The 16409-nt window shown below is 64.5% G+C and carries 17 protein-coding genes and 1 tRNA gene; 6 read left to right on the plus strand and 12 right to left on the minus strand.

Annotated features, from left to right (window positions below):
* Nucleotides 1–561 precede the first annotated feature (561 nt).
* Nucleotides 562–1245, plus strand: a complete 684-nt coding sequence (locus CIW53_RS00005; protein ID WP_149363392.1) for a rhomboid family intramembrane serine protease — start codon at nucleotides 562–564, stop codon at nucleotides 1243–1245.
* A 12-nt stretch (nucleotides 1246–1257) separates the two neighbouring features.
* Here CIW53_RS00005 and CIW53_RS00010 read toward each other — a convergent pair whose 3' ends face one another.
* The gene (locus tag CIW53_RS00010; protein WP_149362662.1) at nucleotides 1258–1986 is read right to left on the minus strand and encodes a glutamine amidotransferase; all 729 of its coding nucleotides are present in this window, start codon (nucleotides 1984–1986) and stop codon (nucleotides 1258–1260) included.
* 30 nt (nucleotides 1987–2016) lie between these two features.
* Complete coding sequence (locus CIW53_RS00015; RefSeq protein ID WP_149362663.1) at nucleotides 2017–3837, minus strand: GspE/PulE family protein; 1821 nt, start codon at nucleotides 3835–3837, stop codon at nucleotides 2017–2019.
* Between the two features lie 98 nt (nucleotides 3838–3935).
* Between CIW53_RS00015 and glyQ the strand changes: the two genes are divergently transcribed.
* Both glyQ and glyS read left to right on the plus strand, forming a co-directional pair.
* A complete protein-coding gene (glyQ, locus tag CIW53_RS00020) occupies nucleotides 3936–4859 on the plus strand; it encodes a glycine--tRNA ligase subunit alpha (protein WP_149362664.1) in 924 nt (307 codons plus the stop codon).
* Complete coding sequence (gene glyS / locus CIW53_RS00025) at nucleotides 4856–7003, plus strand: glycine--tRNA ligase subunit beta (RefSeq protein WP_149362665.1); 2148 nt, start codon at nucleotides 4856–4858, stop codon at nucleotides 7001–7003. The genes glyQ and glyS overlap by 4 nt, the downstream gene beginning before the upstream one ends.
* Nucleotides 7004–7065: 62 nt before the next feature.
* Here the strand turns inward: glyS and CIW53_RS00030 are convergent, their stop codons facing one another.
* Entirely contained in the window at nucleotides 7066–7638 is a 573-nt protein-coding gene (locus CIW53_RS00030; protein ID WP_149362666.1) for a helix-turn-helix transcriptional regulator, read from the minus strand.
* 295 nt (nucleotides 7639–7933) lie between these two features.
* On the opposite strand from CIW53_RS00030, the gene CIW53_RS00035 reads away from it, so the two are divergent.
* A complete protein-coding gene (locus tag CIW53_RS00035; protein ID WP_149362667.1) occupies nucleotides 7934–9808 on the plus strand; it encodes an MFS transporter in 1875 nt (624 codons plus the stop codon).
* A gap of 80 nt (nucleotides 9809–9888) precedes the next feature.
* Here CIW53_RS00035 and ampE read toward each other — a convergent pair whose 3' ends face one another.
* The 9 genes from ampE to CIW53_RS00080 form a co-directional block, all read right to left on the minus strand.
* Nucleotides 9889–10755 carry a regulatory signaling modulator protein AmpE gene (gene ampE / locus CIW53_RS00040; RefSeq protein ID WP_149362668.1) on the minus strand — a complete coding sequence of 289 codons (867 nt, stop codon included), beginning with the start codon at nucleotides 10753–10755 and terminating at the stop codon, nucleotides 9889–9891.
* Between the two features lie 72 nt (nucleotides 10756–10827).
* The gene (locus CIW53_RS00045; protein ID WP_149362669.1) at nucleotides 10828–11481 is read right to left on the minus strand and encodes a hypothetical protein; all 654 of its coding nucleotides are present in this window, start codon (nucleotides 11479–11481) and stop codon (nucleotides 10828–10830) included.
* Nucleotides 11482–11560: 79 nt separating this feature from the next.
* Nucleotides 11561–12538, minus strand: coding sequence for an NAD(+) diphosphatase (nudC, locus tag CIW53_RS00050; RefSeq protein WP_149362670.1), 978 nt, complete (start codon nucleotides 12536–12538; stop codon nucleotides 11561–11563).
* 10 nt (nucleotides 12539–12548) lie between these two features.
* Entirely contained in the window at nucleotides 12549–12917 is a 369-nt protein-coding gene (gene erpA / locus CIW53_RS00055) for an iron-sulfur cluster insertion protein ErpA (protein ID WP_172969543.1), read from the minus strand.
* Between the two features lie 46 nt (nucleotides 12918–12963).
* Nucleotides 12964–13389 carry a polymer-forming cytoskeletal protein gene (locus tag CIW53_RS00060; protein WP_149362671.1) on the minus strand — a complete coding sequence of 142 codons (426 nt, stop codon included), beginning with the start codon at nucleotides 13387–13389 and terminating at the stop codon, nucleotides 12964–12966.
* The gene (locus tag CIW53_RS00065; RefSeq protein WP_149362672.1) at nucleotides 13376–14128 is read right to left on the minus strand and encodes a DUF6776 family protein; all 753 of its coding nucleotides are present in this window, start codon (nucleotides 14126–14128) and stop codon (nucleotides 13376–13378) included. Before CIW53_RS00065 ends, CIW53_RS00060 begins: the two co-directional genes overlap by 14 nt.
* Nucleotides 14129–14232: 104 nt before the next feature.
* Nucleotides 14233–14703 carry a bacterioferritin gene (gene bfr / locus CIW53_RS00070; protein ID WP_149362673.1) on the minus strand — a complete coding sequence of 157 codons (471 nt, stop codon included), beginning with the start codon at nucleotides 14701–14703 and terminating at the stop codon, nucleotides 14233–14235.
* 138 nt (nucleotides 14704–14841) lie between these two features.
* Entirely contained in the window at nucleotides 14842–15039 is a 198-nt protein-coding gene (locus CIW53_RS00075) for a (2Fe-2S)-binding protein (RefSeq protein ID WP_172969544.1), read from the minus strand.
* 67 nt (nucleotides 15040–15106) lie between these two features.
* Nucleotides 15107–15667, minus strand: a complete 561-nt coding sequence (locus CIW53_RS00080; protein ID WP_149362674.1) for an RNA pyrophosphohydrolase — start codon at nucleotides 15665–15667, stop codon at nucleotides 15107–15109.
* A 179-nt stretch (nucleotides 15668–15846) separates the two neighbouring features.
* On the opposite strand from CIW53_RS00080, the gene CIW53_RS00085 reads away from it, so the two are divergent.
* Both CIW53_RS00085 and queD read left to right on the plus strand, forming a co-directional pair.
* A tRNA-Met gene (locus CIW53_RS00085) sits at nucleotides 15847–15923 on the plus strand.
* Between the two features lie 56 nt (nucleotides 15924–15979).
* Entirely contained in the window at nucleotides 15980–16342 is a 363-nt protein-coding gene (gene queD / locus CIW53_RS00090) for a 6-carboxytetrahydropterin synthase QueD (protein ID WP_149362675.1), read from the plus strand.
* The last annotated feature ends 67 nt before the right edge of the window (nucleotides 16343–16409 follow it).

Consider the following 16409-nt stretch of genomic DNA (forward strand, 5'->3'; position numbering starts at 1 on the left):
GAAGTGAAACGCGCATGCGCCGATGGTAGTGTGGCTTTGCCATGCAAGAGTAGGTCACCGCCAGGGGCTTTATCCTGAAACACCCTCACCGGCAACGGTGGGGGTTTTTCTTTGCCTGGCGTTTGCGAGGGGCGACCGCAGGTCGCGACCCGCAACAGGTCACCGCCAGGGGCTTTATCCTGAAACACCCTCACCGGCAACGGTGGGGGTTTTTCTTTACCTGGCGTATGCGAGGGGCGACCGCACGTCGCGACCCGCAACAGGTCACCGCCAGGGGCTTTATCCTGAAACACCCTCATCGGCAACGGTGGGGGTTTTTCTTTGCCTGGCGTTTGCGGGGCGACCGCACGTCGCGACCCGTAACACCACTTCTCGTCGATGAGGCGTACGAAGGGAGGACTCGCGGAGCAGCAACGTTACATGCCGGCGATAGCCAGACGGCAGCTTCTCCCGGGTCCTGCATTTGCTAGCAGGCAGGCACGGATGACATTCGACGCCAGCACGCAATCATCGCCTATGATGTCGTGCGCGCCACCGATGGCGTCCGAGGGGGAGCGGCTCTTGTTTGTTCATGTCGAAACACGCCGCCGCCCCCGCTGGCATTGGGCCACCTTGCTGGTGGTGACGTTATGTGTGCTGTGCTTTGTTGGTTTGGCACTTACGCCGCCACCCCAACGAATCTCGTTTTTGCTGGAATGGGGAACCGTGCCGGCAAACATTTTCGATCCGCATGCACCATTGCTGCCGCAATTGACCGATACGGCGTTGCTGCGATTGTTTACGGCGTTGTTCATCCATGTCACATGGCTGCACCTGCTCAGCAATCTGTTGTTCCTGGTGATCTTCGGTTTGCCGGGAGAGCGGGCCCTGGGTTCGCTGCGCTTCCTGTTGCTGTTTGTGATCGGGGGAATCGTGGCGAACCTGATCGGCGCGTTGTCGCTGACAGGTGTTCGCCTGCCGATCATCGGTTGCAGTGGCGCCGTGTCGGCCGTGGTAGGCACTTATGTGGCGTTGTTCCCCCGCGCCAGGCTCGGACTGGTTCTTCCGCTTGGGCTGTATCTCGAGTTCGTGCGAGTGCCGGCGTTCCTGCTTATCGGTATCTGGGTGTTGTTGCAGTTGCTGTTCAGCTACGCGGGGCCGAGCTACGGCGCCTACGTGTGGTGGGCACACATCGGTGGATTCCTGTTCGGGCTGATATTTGCGCTGTTTTCGCGCGGTGCAATCGCCCGCCGCCTGCGCGGCTGAGCACGCAGAAACTCAGTTGGCGAGCAGGTGCCAGCCATGGCGCCGCGAAAACTGGCGCAGCAGGCGACGTGCAAAGGGCGTTGCCGCCACGGCGCGGAAAACCTCTTTCGGATCGCTGCCCTCACGTTGCATATCCACGTGCTTGCGCCTGATGTAGCCCCGCATGACTTCGGCGTTGAACTCGGGATGGAATTGCGTACTCACGGCGGCAGGGCCATATCGCAGCAACTGGTGCGGGTCGCGTGCAGAACGCGCCAACACGGCAGATTCCGGCGGAGCCTCGACCACGGATTGTTCGTGCGTGGTATGGGCGCGAAAGCCGCCGGCCACCGAGTGCAACAACGGATCGTGCGATCCTGCCTCCAGCACTTCGATGGGCAACGTGCCGATTTCGCGTCCTCCGTGCAGATAGTCGACGCGTCCGCCCAGCGCATGCGCCATCAATTGATGGCCGTAGCAAACACCGAACAACGGCAATTCGACGTCCATCGCGTTGCGTATCCATCCGGCGGTGCGTTCGCTCCACGGAATCCGCTCGGTGACCATGGCCGCCGAGCCGGTGATCATCGCGCCGGCGACTTCATGGGGCGGCGGCAGCTTGTCGCCTGCAGCGACATCGATGACCTTCAGTTGCTGCGGCAACAATCCCGAGCCCAGTCGGAACCAATGGGGAAAATCGCCATGGCGGGCACGGATGGCGTCCGGCGCACGGCCGGTGCGGATGATCAATACGGGTTTCATGGGAGGTGATTTCGTGCGGAATGGACGTCTTTACGGCCGAGTATCGTCGAATGCCTCGATCGGGGGTAACACGGTGAGGATTTCCTGCACGGTAGTCAATCCCGCAGCCACCTGGTCGGCGGCGGAGATGCGCAGGGGCCGCATGCCCTCGGACAGTGCGGCCTGGCCGAACCCGCCGAGATCGAGCTGGGCGGAGATCAGCCCGCGCAAACGCGGTGACAGTTTCATCATCTCGTAGATGCCGGTGCGTCCCATGAAGCCGGTATTGCGACACTCCAGGCAACCCACCGGCTGGAACACTTCGGGCGGCAGCGGAATGTCCCAGCCATGGGTCAGAACCGTCCATGCCTGCGGATCCTGCGTCGTCGCCTGCTTGCAATGCGGGCACAGCGTGCGCACCAGGCGCTGTGCGACCACGCCGGTCAGCGTCGACTGGATCAGGTAATGCGGCACGCCCAGATCGAGCAGGCGGGTGACTGCGCTCGGCGCATCGTTGGTGTGCAGGGTAGACAACACGAGGTGGCCGGTGAGCGATGCCTGCACCGCCATCTGGGCGGTTTCAAGGTCACGGATCTCGCCGACCATGATGATGTCGGGATCCTGGCGCAGCAGCGTTCTTACGCCGGCGGCGAAGTCCAGATCGATCGCCGCATGCACCTGCATCTGGTTGAACTCGGGCGAGACCATCTCGATCGGGTCTTCCACCGTGCAGACGTTGAGTTCCGGCGTGGCCAGATGTTTCAGGGTGGAATACAGCGTGGTGGTCTTGCCCGAGCCGGTCGGGCCGGTGACCAGCACGATGCCGTGCGGACGCTCGACCATGACGCGCCAGTTCGCCGCTTCGCCGGGGGAAAAGCCGAGTTGGGCAAAGTCCTTGACCACCAGGTCCGGATCGAAGATGCGCATCACCACCTTTTCGCCGAAGGCGGTGGGCATGTTCGAGATGCGCAGCTCGACCTCGCGGCCGGAGGACGAGCGCGTCTTGATGCGACCGTCCTGCGGCCGGCGCTTCTCGGCCACATCCATGCGCGCCAGGATCTTGATGCGGGCAGTCACGGCGGTCATCACCGGCGTCGGCAGCTCGAACACCTTGTGCATGACGCCGTCGATACGAAAACGGATATGTCCGGTCTCGCGACGGGGTTCCAGATGGATGTCCGAGGCACGCTGCTCGAACGCATATTGCAGAAGCCAGTCGACGATATGCACCACGTGACGATCGTCCGCACCGACCTCGCCGCTCTTGCCCAGCTCCACCAACTGCTCGAAGTTGAGGATGGCCGACGAGCTGTCGTTGCCGGTCTTCGCATCCTGGGCCAACTGGATCGAGCGCTGGACGCCGTAGAATTCCTGCAGGTAACGGTTGATATCGATCGGACTGGACACCACCCGCCGCACATCGCGTCGCAGCATCTGTGCCAGATCGCTCGCCCAGTCCGCTTCGAAAGGTTCGCAGGTAGCGAAGGTCACTTCGCCGGGAGCGGAGCCCACCGGAAGGATCCTGTGGCGCTTGGCATAGGCGTGGCTTACGACCTGGGTGACCGAGGCGGCATTGATCTTCATCGGATCAATTTTCAGATAGGGCAGCCCGGCGTGCTGGGCCAGCCATTCGGTCAGCGCCTCCAGTTTCAGTGGCCGCCCAGGCTCGCGCTGGTTGGCCAGCTTGGCATTGGCGATCAGCACCAGGGGGTGCAGCTCCACGGTGCTGCGCCCGGCGCGCGAGCCCATGCGGACCTGCTTGGCATCCTCCGCCAGCAGGTACCCGTCGACCACCAGCGCGGCCAGCAGGTCGTCCAGCTCCAACCGGCCACGGCGGCCGAGCAGCGATGCGATTTGTGGTGAGGCGGCCATCCGGATGTATCCCCCATCGTGCTTCTTGCCGGCCGAAAATCGGTGGAAAAGCAAGCTGCAGCTATACTAACGCGCTTTACCCAAGGTCACGGAAAGCCATGTCCGCGCGCACCTTCCAGGATGTGATCCAGACCCTCAACCGCTACTGGGCGGCGCAGGGCTGTGTGCTGTTGCAATCGCTCGATACCGAGGTCGGTGCCGGTACGTTCCATCCCGCCACCTTTTTGCGCTCGCTCGGCCCCGAACCCTGGGCCGCCGCCTACGTGCAGCCGTCGCGCCGGCCCACCGACGGTCGTTATGGCGAGAACCCGAACCGGCTGCAGCATTACTACCAGTACCAGGTGGTGATGAAGCCGAATCCGGAGAACATTCTCGACCTCTACATCGGCTCGCTGAAGGAGCTCGGTCTCGATCCGCTGGTGCATGACCTGCGCTTCGTCGAAGACAACTGGGAATCGCCGACGCTGGGTGCCTGGGGCTTGGGTTGGGAGGTCTGGCTGAACGGCATGGAAGTGACCCAGTTCACCTACTTCCAGCAGGCCGGGGGGCTCGAATGCCGCCCGGTCACCGGCGAGATCACCTACGGACTGGAACGGCTGGCGATGTACCTGCAGAACGTGGACAACGTCTACGACCTGATCTGGACCGACGGCCCGCGCGGCATCGTGACCTACGGCGACGTATTCCTGCAGAACGAGATCGAACAAAGCACGTACAACTTCGAACATGCCAACGTGCCGGAACTGCTGCGCTGGTTCGACGTGTGCGAAACCACGGCCAATCAGCTGATCGCCGCGAACCTGCCATTGCCGGCCTACGAGCAAGTGATGAAAGCCAGCCACACCTTCAACCTGCTCGATGCGCGCCGCGCCATCAGCGTGACCGAGCGCCAGCGCTACATACTGCGCGTGCGCACGCTGTCGCGCGGCGTGGCCGAGACCTATGTGGCGCAGCGCGAGAAGCTCGGTTTTCCTGGCCTGAAGCAAATGCCTGCCACAAGCAGCAGGGAGCAGGCCGCATGAGCGCCGCCAAGTCGCTGCTGATCGAGCTGGGCACCGAGGAGTTGCCGCCGAAGGCACTGGACGAACTGTCCTCGGCTTTCCTGCGCGGCATTTGCGATGGGCTGGCCAAGCGCGGCGTCGATGCCGCGCTGGACGAGGCCCGTGCCTATGCGTCGCCGCGCCGGCTTGCCGTACATATTCCTGGCGTGAGCGCCGCCCAGCCCGAACAGGCGATCGAACGCCGGGGCCCGGCGCTGGCCGCGGCGCTCGATGCAGATGGTCAGCCATCCAAGGCATTGCGCGGCTTTGCGCAGTCCTGCGGAGTTGATGTCGAGCAGCTTGAAAAACTCGAAACCGACAAGGGTGCGTGGTTCGTCTGGCGCACGCTCAAGCCGGGCCAGCCGGTGGCGGCACTGCTGCCGGAAATCATCGACGAGGCGCTGAAGGCGCTGCCGATCCCGCGGCCGATGCGCTGGGCCGACCACGACTACAGTTTCGTGCGTCCGGTGCACTGGCTGGTGATCCTGCACGGTGCCGAGATCGTCGATGGCGAAGTGCTGGGTCTGCGCAGCGGCCGCAAGTCGCGCGGCCATCGGTTCATGCATCCGCAACCGGTGCACGTGGCCGATGCGGACGGGTGGCTGGATGCGATGCGTGCCGCCAACGTGCTCGCCGATCCGGTCGAGCGGCGTGAGCGCATCCGCGATCAGATCGAACAACTGGCCGAGTCGACCGGTGGTGTGCCACAGCTGGACGACGCCTTGCTGGATGAATTGGCCAACCTCACCGAATGGCCGGTGGCGATCGCCTGCACGTTCGAGCGCGAATTCCTCGAGGTGCCGCCAGAAGCGCTGGTCACCACCATGGTGGCGAACCAGAAATTCGTGCCGGTGTTCGACGCCGACGGCCAGCTGACCGAGCACTTCATCGGCATCGCGAACATCCAGAGCAAGGATCCGAGCGAGATCCGCAGAGGTTACGAGCGGGTGATCCGGCCGCGCTTCGCCGACGCCAAGTTCTTCTGGGACGAGGACCTGAAGACGCCGCTGGCCAGCTATCAGGAACAGCTCAAGAGCGTCACCTACCAGCAGGCGCTGGGCAGTCTGTGGGACAAGAGCGTGCGCGTGGCCGAACTGGCACGGATCATCGCCAACCGGGTCGGCGTCGATGCCGCCCTGGCGACTCGTGCCGCTGCGTTGGGCAAATGCGACCTGCTGACCCGCATGGTCGGCGAATTCCCCGAATTGCAGGGCGTGATGGGGCGCTACTGCGCCGCTCATGACGGCGAACCGGCGGGCGTGGCGGCGGCGCTGGACAGCTACTACCAGCCCCGCTTCGGTGGCGATGCGATCGCCCCCGACCGGCTCGGCCAGGTGCTGGCCGTGGCCGAACGGCTGGATACCCTGGCCGGCATTTTCGCCGTCGGCATGAAGCCCGGTGGCAACAAGGACCCGTTCGCCCTGCGTCGCGCCGCACTGGGCCTGGCGCGCACCTTGATCGAAGGCGGTCTCGAACTGGACCTGCGCGGGAGTTTTGTCGAGGCGCTGGAGTTGTTGCCGGATGTGGCGTTGGCCGCGGGCCTGAAGCCTGGCAAGGATGGCAAACCCCCGGCATTGAACGCCGGCCAGCGGCGGGCGATCCTGCTCGACGAACTGTATGACTTCGTGCTCGATCGCCTGCGCGGCTATTACGCCGACCAGGGCTTCGACAACGCACAGTTCGAGGCGGTGCTTGCGGTGCAACCGGCCAGCCTCGCCGATTTCGATCGGCGTCTGCGCGCGGTGGCCGCGTTCGGTCGGCGTCCCGAAGCGATCAGCCTGGCCGCCGCCAACAAGCGCGTGGCCAACATCCTGCGCAAGCAGGCCGAAGAGGCTGGCGCGCCCGTCGTCGGCCATGTCGTCCACCCGGTGCACTTCGAGGCGGACGCGGAACGCGAACTCGCCGACGCGCTCGCCTCGGCGCAGAGCGATACCGCGGTGGCACTGGCCGCTGGCGACTACACCGCCGTGCTGGCCCGGTTGTCGCAATTGCAGGCGCCGGTGGATACGTTCTTCGACAGCGTGTTGGTCAATGCCGACGATCCGGCCGTGCGGGCCAACCGGCTGGCCTTGCTTGGACAGTTGAAGGCGCAGTTCAGTGCCATCGCCGATATCGCGTTGCTCTGATGGCCCGATCTCGCGCAAAAAAGCAGCCAACGGGCTGCTTTTTTGTTTCGTCCTGACGACGTTCAGGCCGTGACGCGTTCGCGTCGGATCCGTTCGTTCAACCGGTGGTTGAACGTCAGCATGGCGCTGGTGTTGACGACGGTGCCGCCTGGCCCAAGCATTTCATACAGCTCGGCGAGCAGGTCGGTATGTTTGCCCAGGTTGAGCGGGCTGTCGGCCAGGGCGAATTCGGATTGCAGTATCTGCATGGCGGTGTTCAGCCGCTGCGCGTCCACACCAGCTTCGGAAGCGGGGGGTGAGCGATGGGGTGTCGAGTTCAATCGCGCCCGTGGCCGTGACGGCGAGACGATTTCGCTGCTGTATTGATCGTCGCGCGTATTCGTCGTGGGATCGATCTGGATGGCGCCCTCGCCTGCCACCAGCCAGACCAGCGAAATGCCAAGGGTTCGCGCCAGCGTGACGCAACGCGCGCGCGAAGGGTCCGTGTTGCCATCGCGCCAGCTGCGTACCACGCCTTCGGAAAACCCGCACATGCGCGCAATTTCCGTCGCGCTGCCGACCCGCTGAATCAGCAACTTGATGCGATCGGAGAAGTTTCCACCGGGTACGGAATGGGTCGATTTGGAGATGCTCATGACAGTGACCGCAGCGAATGAGAGCAGTGGGGTGACAGCTTGCGCAGGGTTGCGTGGAAAGTTTATCGTCAATGCCAAGGGAGGGGTTACTGAAAACGGACTTCGCAAAATATTACGAAGTCCCCGCCCTTGAATCTTCGCGCATGCACCATCCGGCGCCATCGCACCCTTGGATGCGATGGCGTGCAGAAAGTTTCACCAACGGCAGCGAGGAGCCGCTCCGACGCGCGCTGCGGTCACGGGACCAGCCGGCCAGCATCGTTTTCCTTCAGGCTTTTCCCGACAAGGTCACTGCATGAGCCAATTCGCATTGCTGGGCAAGCGGCGCTTTGCACCGTTCTTCTGGACCCAGGCCCTGGGCGCCTTCAACGATAATGCGTTCCGCAACGCGCTGGTGATGCTGGTAGCGTTCCAGATGGGGCTGGGCGACCACACGGTGTCGCTTTACACCAATCTCGCGCCGGCATTGTTCATCATCCCGTTCTTCCTGTTTTCCGCCACCGCCGGCCAGCTGGCCGAAAAATACGAAAAGAGCCGGATCATCCGCTACGTGAAGCTGTTCGAGATCGGCGCGATGGCGCTGGCCGCGATCGGCTTCTACACGCATCACACGTCATTGCTGCTGGTCGTGCTGTTCCTGATGGGGTTGCACTCGGCTACGTTCGGGCCGATCAAGTACGCGATCCTGCCGCAGGCGTTGAAGCCGGGCGAGCTGGTCGGCGGCAACGGCCTGATCGAAACCGGCACCCAGCTGGCGATGCTGATCGGCATGATCGTCGGCAGTGCGTTGATGGAAATCGCCGGGCTCGGAACGCTGCTGGCGGGTGGCGTCACCATTGCCGTGGCGATCGCCGGTTATCTGGCGAGCCGGGCCATTCCGCTGGCACCGGCCACCGCGCCAGGGCTGAAGTTCAACTGGAATCCGCTCAGCGAAACCGCGCGCGTACTCCGGCTGACCCGGCAGGATCGGGCGGTGTTCAACGCGGTGCTTGGCATCTCGTGGTTCTGGTTCTTCGGCACCGTGCTGATCGCGCAGCTGCCGAACTACACCCGCATCAATCTCGGTGGCGACGGTTCGGTCAATATCCTGGTGCTGACCCTGTTTTCGATCGGCACAGGCATCGGTTCGTTGATGTGCGAGCGAATGTCCGGCCGGCGGGTCGAGGTCGGCCTGGTGCCGCTGGGCGCCTTCGGGCTGACCGCATTCGGCGTCGACCTGTTTTTCGCGCGGCCTGGTGCGGCGCTGGCGGATGGCCTGGACTGGCTGGGCTTCCTGCACTCGGCCGGCAGCTGGCGGATCGCGCTGGACCTGACCCTGATCGGCGTGTTCGCCGGTTTCTACGTGGTGCCGCTGTTCGCGTTCATCCAGAGCCGTACACCGCGCGAGCAGCTGTCGAGGGTGATCGCCGGCAACAACATCCTCAATGCTTTGCTGATCTGCTGCGCGTCCGGGTTCGGTCTGGGATTGGGCATGCTGGGGCTCGGCGTGCCGCAGATCTTCCTCGCCACCGCGCTGCTCAATGCAGTGGTGGCCGCGTACATCTTTACCCTGGTGCCCGAATTCGTGATGCGTTTCATCACCTGGGTGCTGGTGAATACGTTGTACCGGGTGCGCACCGACGGCGCGCAGCAGATTCCCGCGGAAGGGCCGGTGCTGCTGGTATGCAACCACGTCAGCTTCATGGACCCGCTGCTGCTGATGGCCAATCTGCGCCGGCCCGCACGCTTCGTGATGTATTACAAGATCTTCAACGTCCCGCTGTTGAGCTTCGTGTTTCGCACGGCCAAGGCGATTCCGATCGCCGGTCACAAGGAAGATCCGGCCGTGTTGCAGCGGGCCTACGATGCGATCGACGCCGCGCTGGCGGCGGGCGAGATGGTGTGCATCTTCCCCGAGGGCGCCCTGACTGGTGATGGCGAGATCGCACCGTTCCGTCCCGGGGTGGAAAAGATCCTGGCGCGCCGGCCGGTACCGGTCGTGGCGATGGCATTGCGCGGCTTGTGGGGCAGCGTGTGGAGCCGGCGCGACTCGAAACTGCGCCGCGCCCGCCTGCCGCGACGCTTTCGGGCGCGGGTGGAACTGGTGATCGATGCACCACAGGCGCAGGGACAAGTCAGCGCGGCGATGCTGGAAGCGCGGGTGCGCGAGCTGCGCGGCGTCGCGGCGTAGGCGATTGGTCCGGTAATCGCGCCTGGGAGCAGCGGGTGCGGCCCGCTGTTCTTGTTCATCAAACCGTCGGGCAGTACCGGTTACGCCAGCCAGCCGCCGATCACGATCAGCGCCACCACGCTCAGCCACGCCAGCAGGGCGCGCAGCAACGTGCTGCGCAGGCGCAGCAGTTCGGCGATCGGGTCGCTGTGTTCTTCGGCGTAGCCGTCGCCCGCCTCGATATCGATCAACACGTCGGCCTGCGCCGCTGCGCCGAGAAAGCCCGGGCCGGCGCGGTACCAGCTGGTCGGCGCCGCCTGGCTGTGCCAGCGCCGCCAGGCGCCGATCACCGCGTCCCAGTGACCGACCACGGCCAGGGTGAAGGTCAGCAACTGGGCCGGCAACCAGTCCAGCGCATTGGCGCAGAAAGCGGCTGCGCTGCGGCTGTCCGGATCGAGTTGCAGCGAAGCATTGCGCCCCAGTGTCTGCGTCAGCCGGTACAGCAGCGCACCGATCGGGCCAAGCAGCAAGAACCACAGCAGCACCGCGAAGCGCCGGCGTAGCGCTGCATAGGCGATCGCCTCGCCGAGCGCCGGCGCGTTCCAGACGACCGGACCGTCGTCGGCAAGCGTCTGCGCGGCGGCCTCGCGGCTGGCCGCGTCGGGGGCGTTCAGAATCGCTTCCAGGTCGGCCTCGAATTCGCGCGGGCCGAGGCAGTACACCAGCACGGCCAGCGCGAACAGCAACTGCACCAATTCGCGCAATGGCGTGTGGCCCAGCAGCCACCACAGCAAAGCGCACAGGATCAGCGGCGGCACCAGCGCCAGCACCACGCGCCCGCTGCCGCTGGTGTCGGCCAGTTGCGCCACCCAGCGGCGGAACAGGCGATCGCCGCGCCAGCGTGCCAATTGCGGCATGGCGTGCAGCAGACCGAGTGCGATGAGAACGACGAGCAGACTGATGGCCATGGCGGACGGACTCGCGGACAGTGATCGCATTGTAAGCGAGGGATCGACCGGTCCGCAGGTCGTACCCGCACATTACGTGTGGTGCGAAAAGCAGTGGTACTCCGCGGCAGTGTTCTCCACCTGCTCGGGCGATACATGACGATCGAGCAGCTCCTGCTTCGACAGGGTTCGCCACGCGTCGACATCCACGCAGTGAGGATCGGGCACGCCGAGCAACGCCTGCAGTGTGCGCACTGCGCCGGCGACTCCCTGCATTCGCGGGTCCGTCATGTGCAGGCCCGGGACGATCGCCACGGCGGAGCCGGGAAGCCGCACCGCAGAACGGGGAAGTTGACTGGCACCCATCAGGAGGTTGCCGCCGGGGATGTATCCGGAACCTTCGACGGGTGTCGCCGTGTTCGCCGGTGGCGCGGGTGGTGCCAGGGCGCTCGCAGGGTCGACGACCTGCCTGGTCCTGGGCGTCCTCGATTGTCTGCGTGTGTGCACGGCGAACGGGATGGCTGCGGCAACGGCTGCTGGCGGCTTGCGCGCCACCGCGGAAACAAACCTGAGCTGGAGAATTTTGCGTGCGCGGGTCGTCTTCCCGTGCGCCGCATGCCAGAGCGAGATCGGGGCACCGAGCAACATCAGCGCCATGCCCAGATGGATGCCGATCACGACAACATGGACGACGATCCGGTGGCCCGCTGCGCGCCAGTCGATCTGTTGATCCGGATCCGGTTGCACGCTTGGCCAGTCCCTGCCGTGGAGTCATCCATCGACCTCGCCGTGCCTGCGAAGTTTCCGCCGCGTTGTGCAAATGCGCTCAGCGTGCGTGCATGGCGGGCGCGACCAGTGCGTCCAGATCCAGCCCCGCGCACTGCTGCAGCCAATGCGCGAGCAGCCGGTACGACACCGATAGCGCCGTCGAAGGCACGAAACTGCCGTCGGCGATGCCGGAGGCAATCTGTTCGGGCGTAAACCAGCGTGCGTCCTCCAGCTCATGGTCGCGCATCGAGATCCGCCGCGACACGGCGCGGGCAATGAAACCGACCATCAGCGAGGCGGGCATCGGCCACGGTTGCGATGAGTGATAGCGCACCTCGTCGACGATGACGCCGGATTCTTCGGCGACTTCGCGGCGCACGGCGTCTTCCAGCGATTCACCCGGCTCGACAAAGCCGGCAAGCGTCGAATAGCGACCGGATGGCCAGCCCGCCTGGCGACCGAGCAGGCAGGCACCTTCGTGTTCGACCAGCATGATCACCGCGGCGTCGGTGCGCGGAAAGTGCAGTCGCGCACAGTCCGCGTTGGTGCACTGCGCGCGATGACCGGCGGCGACCAACTGCAGCGGTGCGCCGCAACCGGTGCAATAGCGCGTCTCGCGTTGCCAGTGCGACAAACCCTTGGCATAGGCGAACAATCCCGCCTCATCCGCCGCCAGTTGCAGGCCGGCACTGCGCAGGCTCATGCGGCGCGCGTCGAGTGCGGCCTCAAGGCTGGTGGCTGCGCCGGGCTCGTCCAGTACCACCAGGAAGTGTGGACATTGGCCGGCCATGCCGAGCAAGGTGGTATCGCGGTCGCCGAGCCATTGCTCCCGCTCGCGGTTGTCGAGCCAGCGCAGCGCCTCGCTATCGCGGCGAAGAAACGCTTCGCCCGCCGAGTCGAGCACCAGATAGCGTGCCTCGGCCGAACGTGCCTGCTCGGCAATCCATTGCGATTCGTCGCGCCGTTCGGCGATCCGGTCGAGGACCAGACTGAGTCCGGCAAAGGTGTTGGGACGCGGCAGTGTGGCCCGATCCATCGCCAGCCCCTCAGGTCGAAAACGAGGAGCCGCAGCCGCAAGTGGTCTTGGCATTCGGGTTGCTGATCACGAATTGCGAGCCGCTGAGGTTTTCGGCGTAGTCGATCTGCGCACCGGTGAGGTACTGCAGCGACAGCGGGTCGCACAACAGGGTCACCCCTTCGCGCTCGATGGCGAAGTCGTCTTCGGCCTGGGCCTCGTCGAAGGTGAAGCCGTACTGGAAGCCCGAGCAGCCGCCGCCGGAGATGTACACGCGCAGCTTCAACGCCGGATTGCCTTCCTCGGCAATCAGCTCATGCACTTTGTGCGCCGCAGCGGCGGTGAACAACAACGGTGCGCCGCTGCTGCGGTAATCGGGGATCGCGACAATGGTTTCCATGGTCATCCAGATGGGGGCGTACCGGAATGTAGCCAAGCATACCGCTTCAGGCCGGCACCGCCTCGTCGAGTTCGGCAGCCGGCGCCGGCAGTTCGCGCTGGCTTTCCTCGGCCTGGCGCGAGATGCGGCCGTTGACCTGCGCACCGGCGGCCATCTCCAGCGTGTGGTAGCGCAGGTCGCCGTCGATGCGCGCGTTCGGTGCCAGCTCCAGGCGGGCGCTTACCTGAACGTCGCCGGTGACGTGACCGTTGATCACCGCATGCGGCACGCGGATTTCGCCGTGTACCTCGCCGTGCTCGCTGAGTGTGAACATCGCATCGTCGCCTTCGGCCAGCACGGTGCCTTCGATGCGGCCATCCAGGTGCAGCGCGCCGCTGAAGCGCAGGTCGCCGCGGATCACGGTGCCGCGGGCGATCAGGCTGGTTTCGTGGCTGTCGCTGGCGCGACGGTCATGGCGTTTACGGTTGAGCATCGTGATCCCCCTGGGCGGTGGTGATGTTGCCGCTGAGTGCAGCACCCCATGCAACGGCACGGTTGACCGGCTCGCCACTGGCGGGCTGAATGTGGATGCGCAGTCGCGTCGGGCGGAAATCCGCCGGAAGCACAATCGTGCCGTGCAATTGCTGGAAGTAGGTGAAACGGAACGGCAAACCGTCCTTCTGCTTGGCGTCGCCGAGTGCCGGCCAGTCCAGCGTCACTACCTTGTCGTGACGCAGGCCTTCCACACTGACGGTGGCATTGCCGCTGATTTCGTCGCCGCGTTTCGCGTTCTGGGTGAGGCTGAGCGCGAGATTCCATCCGCGCGAATCCGCGATCGGTTGCAGCTTCACTTCCTGCAGCTTCAACCCTTGTCGCTGGGCGTCGCCGCCGACCAGGCGCGAATAGAAGCCCAGATCGGCGCGCAATCCGCTCAGCTCCTCCTCGCGCTGGGCCAGCGTGCCACGCAACGAGCGCGTGGCGACGTCATTGACCTGTGCGGCGCGTTGAAGATTGGCGATCTGTTGTTTCAGATCTTCGATCTGGCCGAGCAGGACACGCTGCTGACGATGATCTACCGCCGCGGGAGCGGCGTGCCGGCTCAACGCGCCAACGACCAGGCCCACCACAAGCAAGCTGCCGAGCCACGCCAGGCCCAACCATAGCCATCGCTGGCGATGGCCGGTGTCATCGTGCCGGCGCACGATGAAGCGCGGTGGCGGGCGTGAACCCATGGAGGCGATCCGGGCAAAAGGGACGATATAGCCCCGGGAAGACGAGCGCGTCAAGGAACGGGCGCACGCTTCACCCGTCATCGCTGCCGCCGCGCGCTGCGCGATCAGCCCTGCATCTTGCTTTGCAGATAGCGCTCTGCGCCGATGTCTTTGACCAGGCTGAACTGGGTTTCAAGCCAGTCGATGTGTTCTTCCTCGTCGTGCAGGATGTCCTTGAACAGGTCGCGGCTGATGTAGTCGGCGATGCCTTCGCTGTGCGCGATGGCTGCGCGCAGATCGACCACCGCGGCCAGTTCCAGATCCAGATCGCCCTGCATCGACTCCAGCACGTTCTCGCCGATGCGAAGCTTGCCGAGGTGCTGCAAGTTCGGCAGGCCGTCGAGGAACAGGATGCGCTCGATCAGGTGATCGGCGTGCTTCATCTCTTCGATCGACTCCTTGTACTCGTGCTCGGCCAGTTCGGTGTAGCCCCAGTCCTTGAGCATGCGGCAGTGCAGAAAATACTGGTTGATCGCGGTCAGTTCGTTGTAGAGCACCTTGTTGAGGAACTCGATGACCTTGGCGTCACCTTTCATGGCCTTTCTCCCGTCGGCAGACAATGCGGACTATACGAATTCCCCGCGACGGCCGATGGAATGAGAATGGCAATGGTTTGCCTGCGGATCGAATGCGCGGGGCCGTGCGATGGGTGGCGAAGGGACGAACGGAAGGGCTCAGGCCGCGGCTGGCGGGAGCTGGCAAAGCACCTGCGAAACCGCCTGGTCGAGCGTGGCACGCGCTTCGGATTCGCAGCAGCCGCAACAATCCGAGCAGCCGGTGCGCGCCTGCAGCTCGGCAAACGACTGCACGCCGGCGGCCGCTTCGCGGCGGATGTCATGGTCGGTGACGGCATTGCACAGGCAGATGTACATGGCGCGTATAAGAACGCGAATGCGAATGATTGTCAACAATCAGGCGCCGACTGCCCGCATGATCCGTTCAGGCGGCCTCGCGGCCATCGTCCGGTCCGTTCGGCGGCTTGTCGGCCGCAGCGCGCGGCGGCAACGTGCCCAGCTCAAGGCTGAACAGGTCTTCCACCACCGGCGCGAAGTGGCGCAGCGCGCGCTCATACACCTGCCGCTTGAAGTTGACGACATGCGCCGCCGGATACCAGAAATCCACCCAGCGCCACAGGTCGAATTCCGGCTTGTCGCAGGCGTCGAGCTTCAAGGCATCCTCACCGCCGACCAGCCTGAGCAGAAACCACACTTGTTTCTGGCCGATGCAGGTTGGCCGCTGGTGATGGCGCACGTAGCGATTTGGCAATCGGTAACGCAACCAGCCGTGAGTGGCCGTGATGACCTCGACGTGGTGCGCGGCCAGGCCGGTCTCCTCCTCCAGTTCGCGGTACATCGCCTCCAGCGGTGTCTCGTCCGAGCGCATGCCGCCCTGGGGGAATTGCCAGCCATCGCGATTGACCCGGCGCGCCCAGAACAGCTGACCGTCTGCATTGAGCAGCACGATACCCACGTTCGGACGGTAGCCATCAACATCGATCATGTCGCCTCCTGGGGTCGTGCGGCGCAGCTCGCCAGACAAGACCATATCCAGTCCTGTCACCGATTCAACCACAGCGAATGAAGCAGCGGCAAGCCGCAGACTTGAACCCGCCGGGCTACACGACTACACTGCCGCGCCCCGCCCGTATCGTTCCGATCCGGCATGGCGGGCTTCCTCAAGGCTATGTAGCTCAGCTGGTTAGAGCACAGCACTCATAATGCTGGGGTCGGTGGTTCGAGTCCACCCATAGCCACCAAACGCGTCGCGCGTGCTTTTCCCGCCGACGAAACGATTCCCGCGCAGGCGTCCGCCATGCATATCTTCAAAGTGTTTCAGCTCGAGGCAGCGCATCGGCTGCCGAATGTGCCGGAGGGGCACAAGTGTGCGCGGCTGCACGGGCATTCGTTCCGGATCGAGCTCCATGTGGCTGGTGAACCTGATCCGCAGTTGGGCTGGGTGATGGATTTCGCCGACGTGAAGTCGGCCTTTGCGCCACTGTACGAGCAACTCGATCACCACTACCTCAACGATATCGAGGGACTGGAGAATCCGACCAGCGAGATGCTGGCGCGCTGGATCTGGCAACGCCTGCAGCCGCGGCTGGCCGGGCTGGACAAGGTAGTGGTGCATGAGACGTGCACGGCAGGGGCAAGCTGCAGTCGCGATAGTTTTTGACGCGACGCGACAGTTTTTCCAGTGGCATAAGTGATCGTTTTTCATGAATATTTCTTGACCGGTCTGG

The organism is Rhodanobacter sp. T12-5 (genome assembly GCF_008329435.1).
Lineage (GTDB): Bacteria > Pseudomonadota > Gammaproteobacteria > Xanthomonadales > Rhodanobacteraceae > Rhodanobacter.

Bases quoted from the DNA above. Each gene is read 5' to 3' on its own strand.
- CIW53_RS00010 (WP_149362662.1), bottom strand. From the start codon at position 1,986: ATGAAACCCGTATTGATCATCCGCACCGGCCGTGCGCCGGACGCCATC.
- CIW53_RS00015 (WP_149362663.1), bottom strand. From the start codon at position 3,837: ATGGCCGCCTCACCACAAATCGCATCGCTGCTCGGCCGCCGTGGCCGG.
- glyQ (WP_149362664.1), top strand. From the start codon at position 3,936: ATGTCCGCGCGCACCTTCCAGGATGTGATCCAGACCCTCAACCGCTAC.
- glyS (WP_149362665.1), top strand. From the start codon at position 4,856: ATGAGCGCCGCCAAGTCGCTGCTGATCGAGCTGGGCACCGAGGAGTTG.
- CIW53_RS00030 (WP_149362666.1), bottom strand. From the start codon at position 7,638: ATGAGCATCTCCAAATCGACCCATTCCGTACCCGGTGGAAACTTCTCC.
- CIW53_RS00035 (WP_149362667.1), top strand. From the start codon at position 7,934: ATGAGCCAATTCGCATTGCTGGGCAAGCGGCGCTTTGCACCGTTCTTC.
- ampE (WP_149362668.1), bottom strand. From the start codon at position 10,755: ATGGCCATCAGTCTGCTCGTCGTTCTCATCGCACTCGGTCTGCTGCAC.
- nudC (WP_149362670.1), bottom strand. From the start codon at position 12,538: ATGGATCGGGCCACACTGCCGCGTCCCAACACCTTTGCCGGACTCAGT.
- erpA (WP_172969543.1), bottom strand. From the start codon at position 12,917: ATGGAAACCATTGTCGCGATCCCCGATTACCGCAGCAGCGGCGCACCG.
- CIW53_RS00060 (WP_149362671.1), bottom strand. From the start codon at position 13,389: ATGCTCAACCGTAAACGCCATGACCGTCGCGCCAGCGACAGCCACGAA.
- CIW53_RS00065 (WP_149362672.1), bottom strand. From the start codon at position 14,128: ATGGGTTCACGCCCGCCACCGCGCTTCATCGTGCGCCGGCACGATGAC.
- bfr (WP_149362673.1), bottom strand. From the start codon at position 14,703: ATGAAAGGTGACGCCAAGGTCATCGAGTTCCTCAACAAGGTGCTCTAC.
- CIW53_RS00075 (WP_172969544.1), bottom strand. From the start codon at position 15,039: ATGTACATCTGCCTGTGCAATGCCGTCACCGACCATGACATCCGCCGC.
- CIW53_RS00080 (WP_149362674.1), bottom strand. From the start codon at position 15,667: ATGATCGATGTTGATGGCTACCGTCCGAACGTGGGTATCGTGCTGCTC.
- queD (WP_149362675.1), top strand. From the start codon at position 15,980: ATGCATATCTTCAAAGTGTTTCAGCTCGAGGCAGCGCATCGGCTGCCG.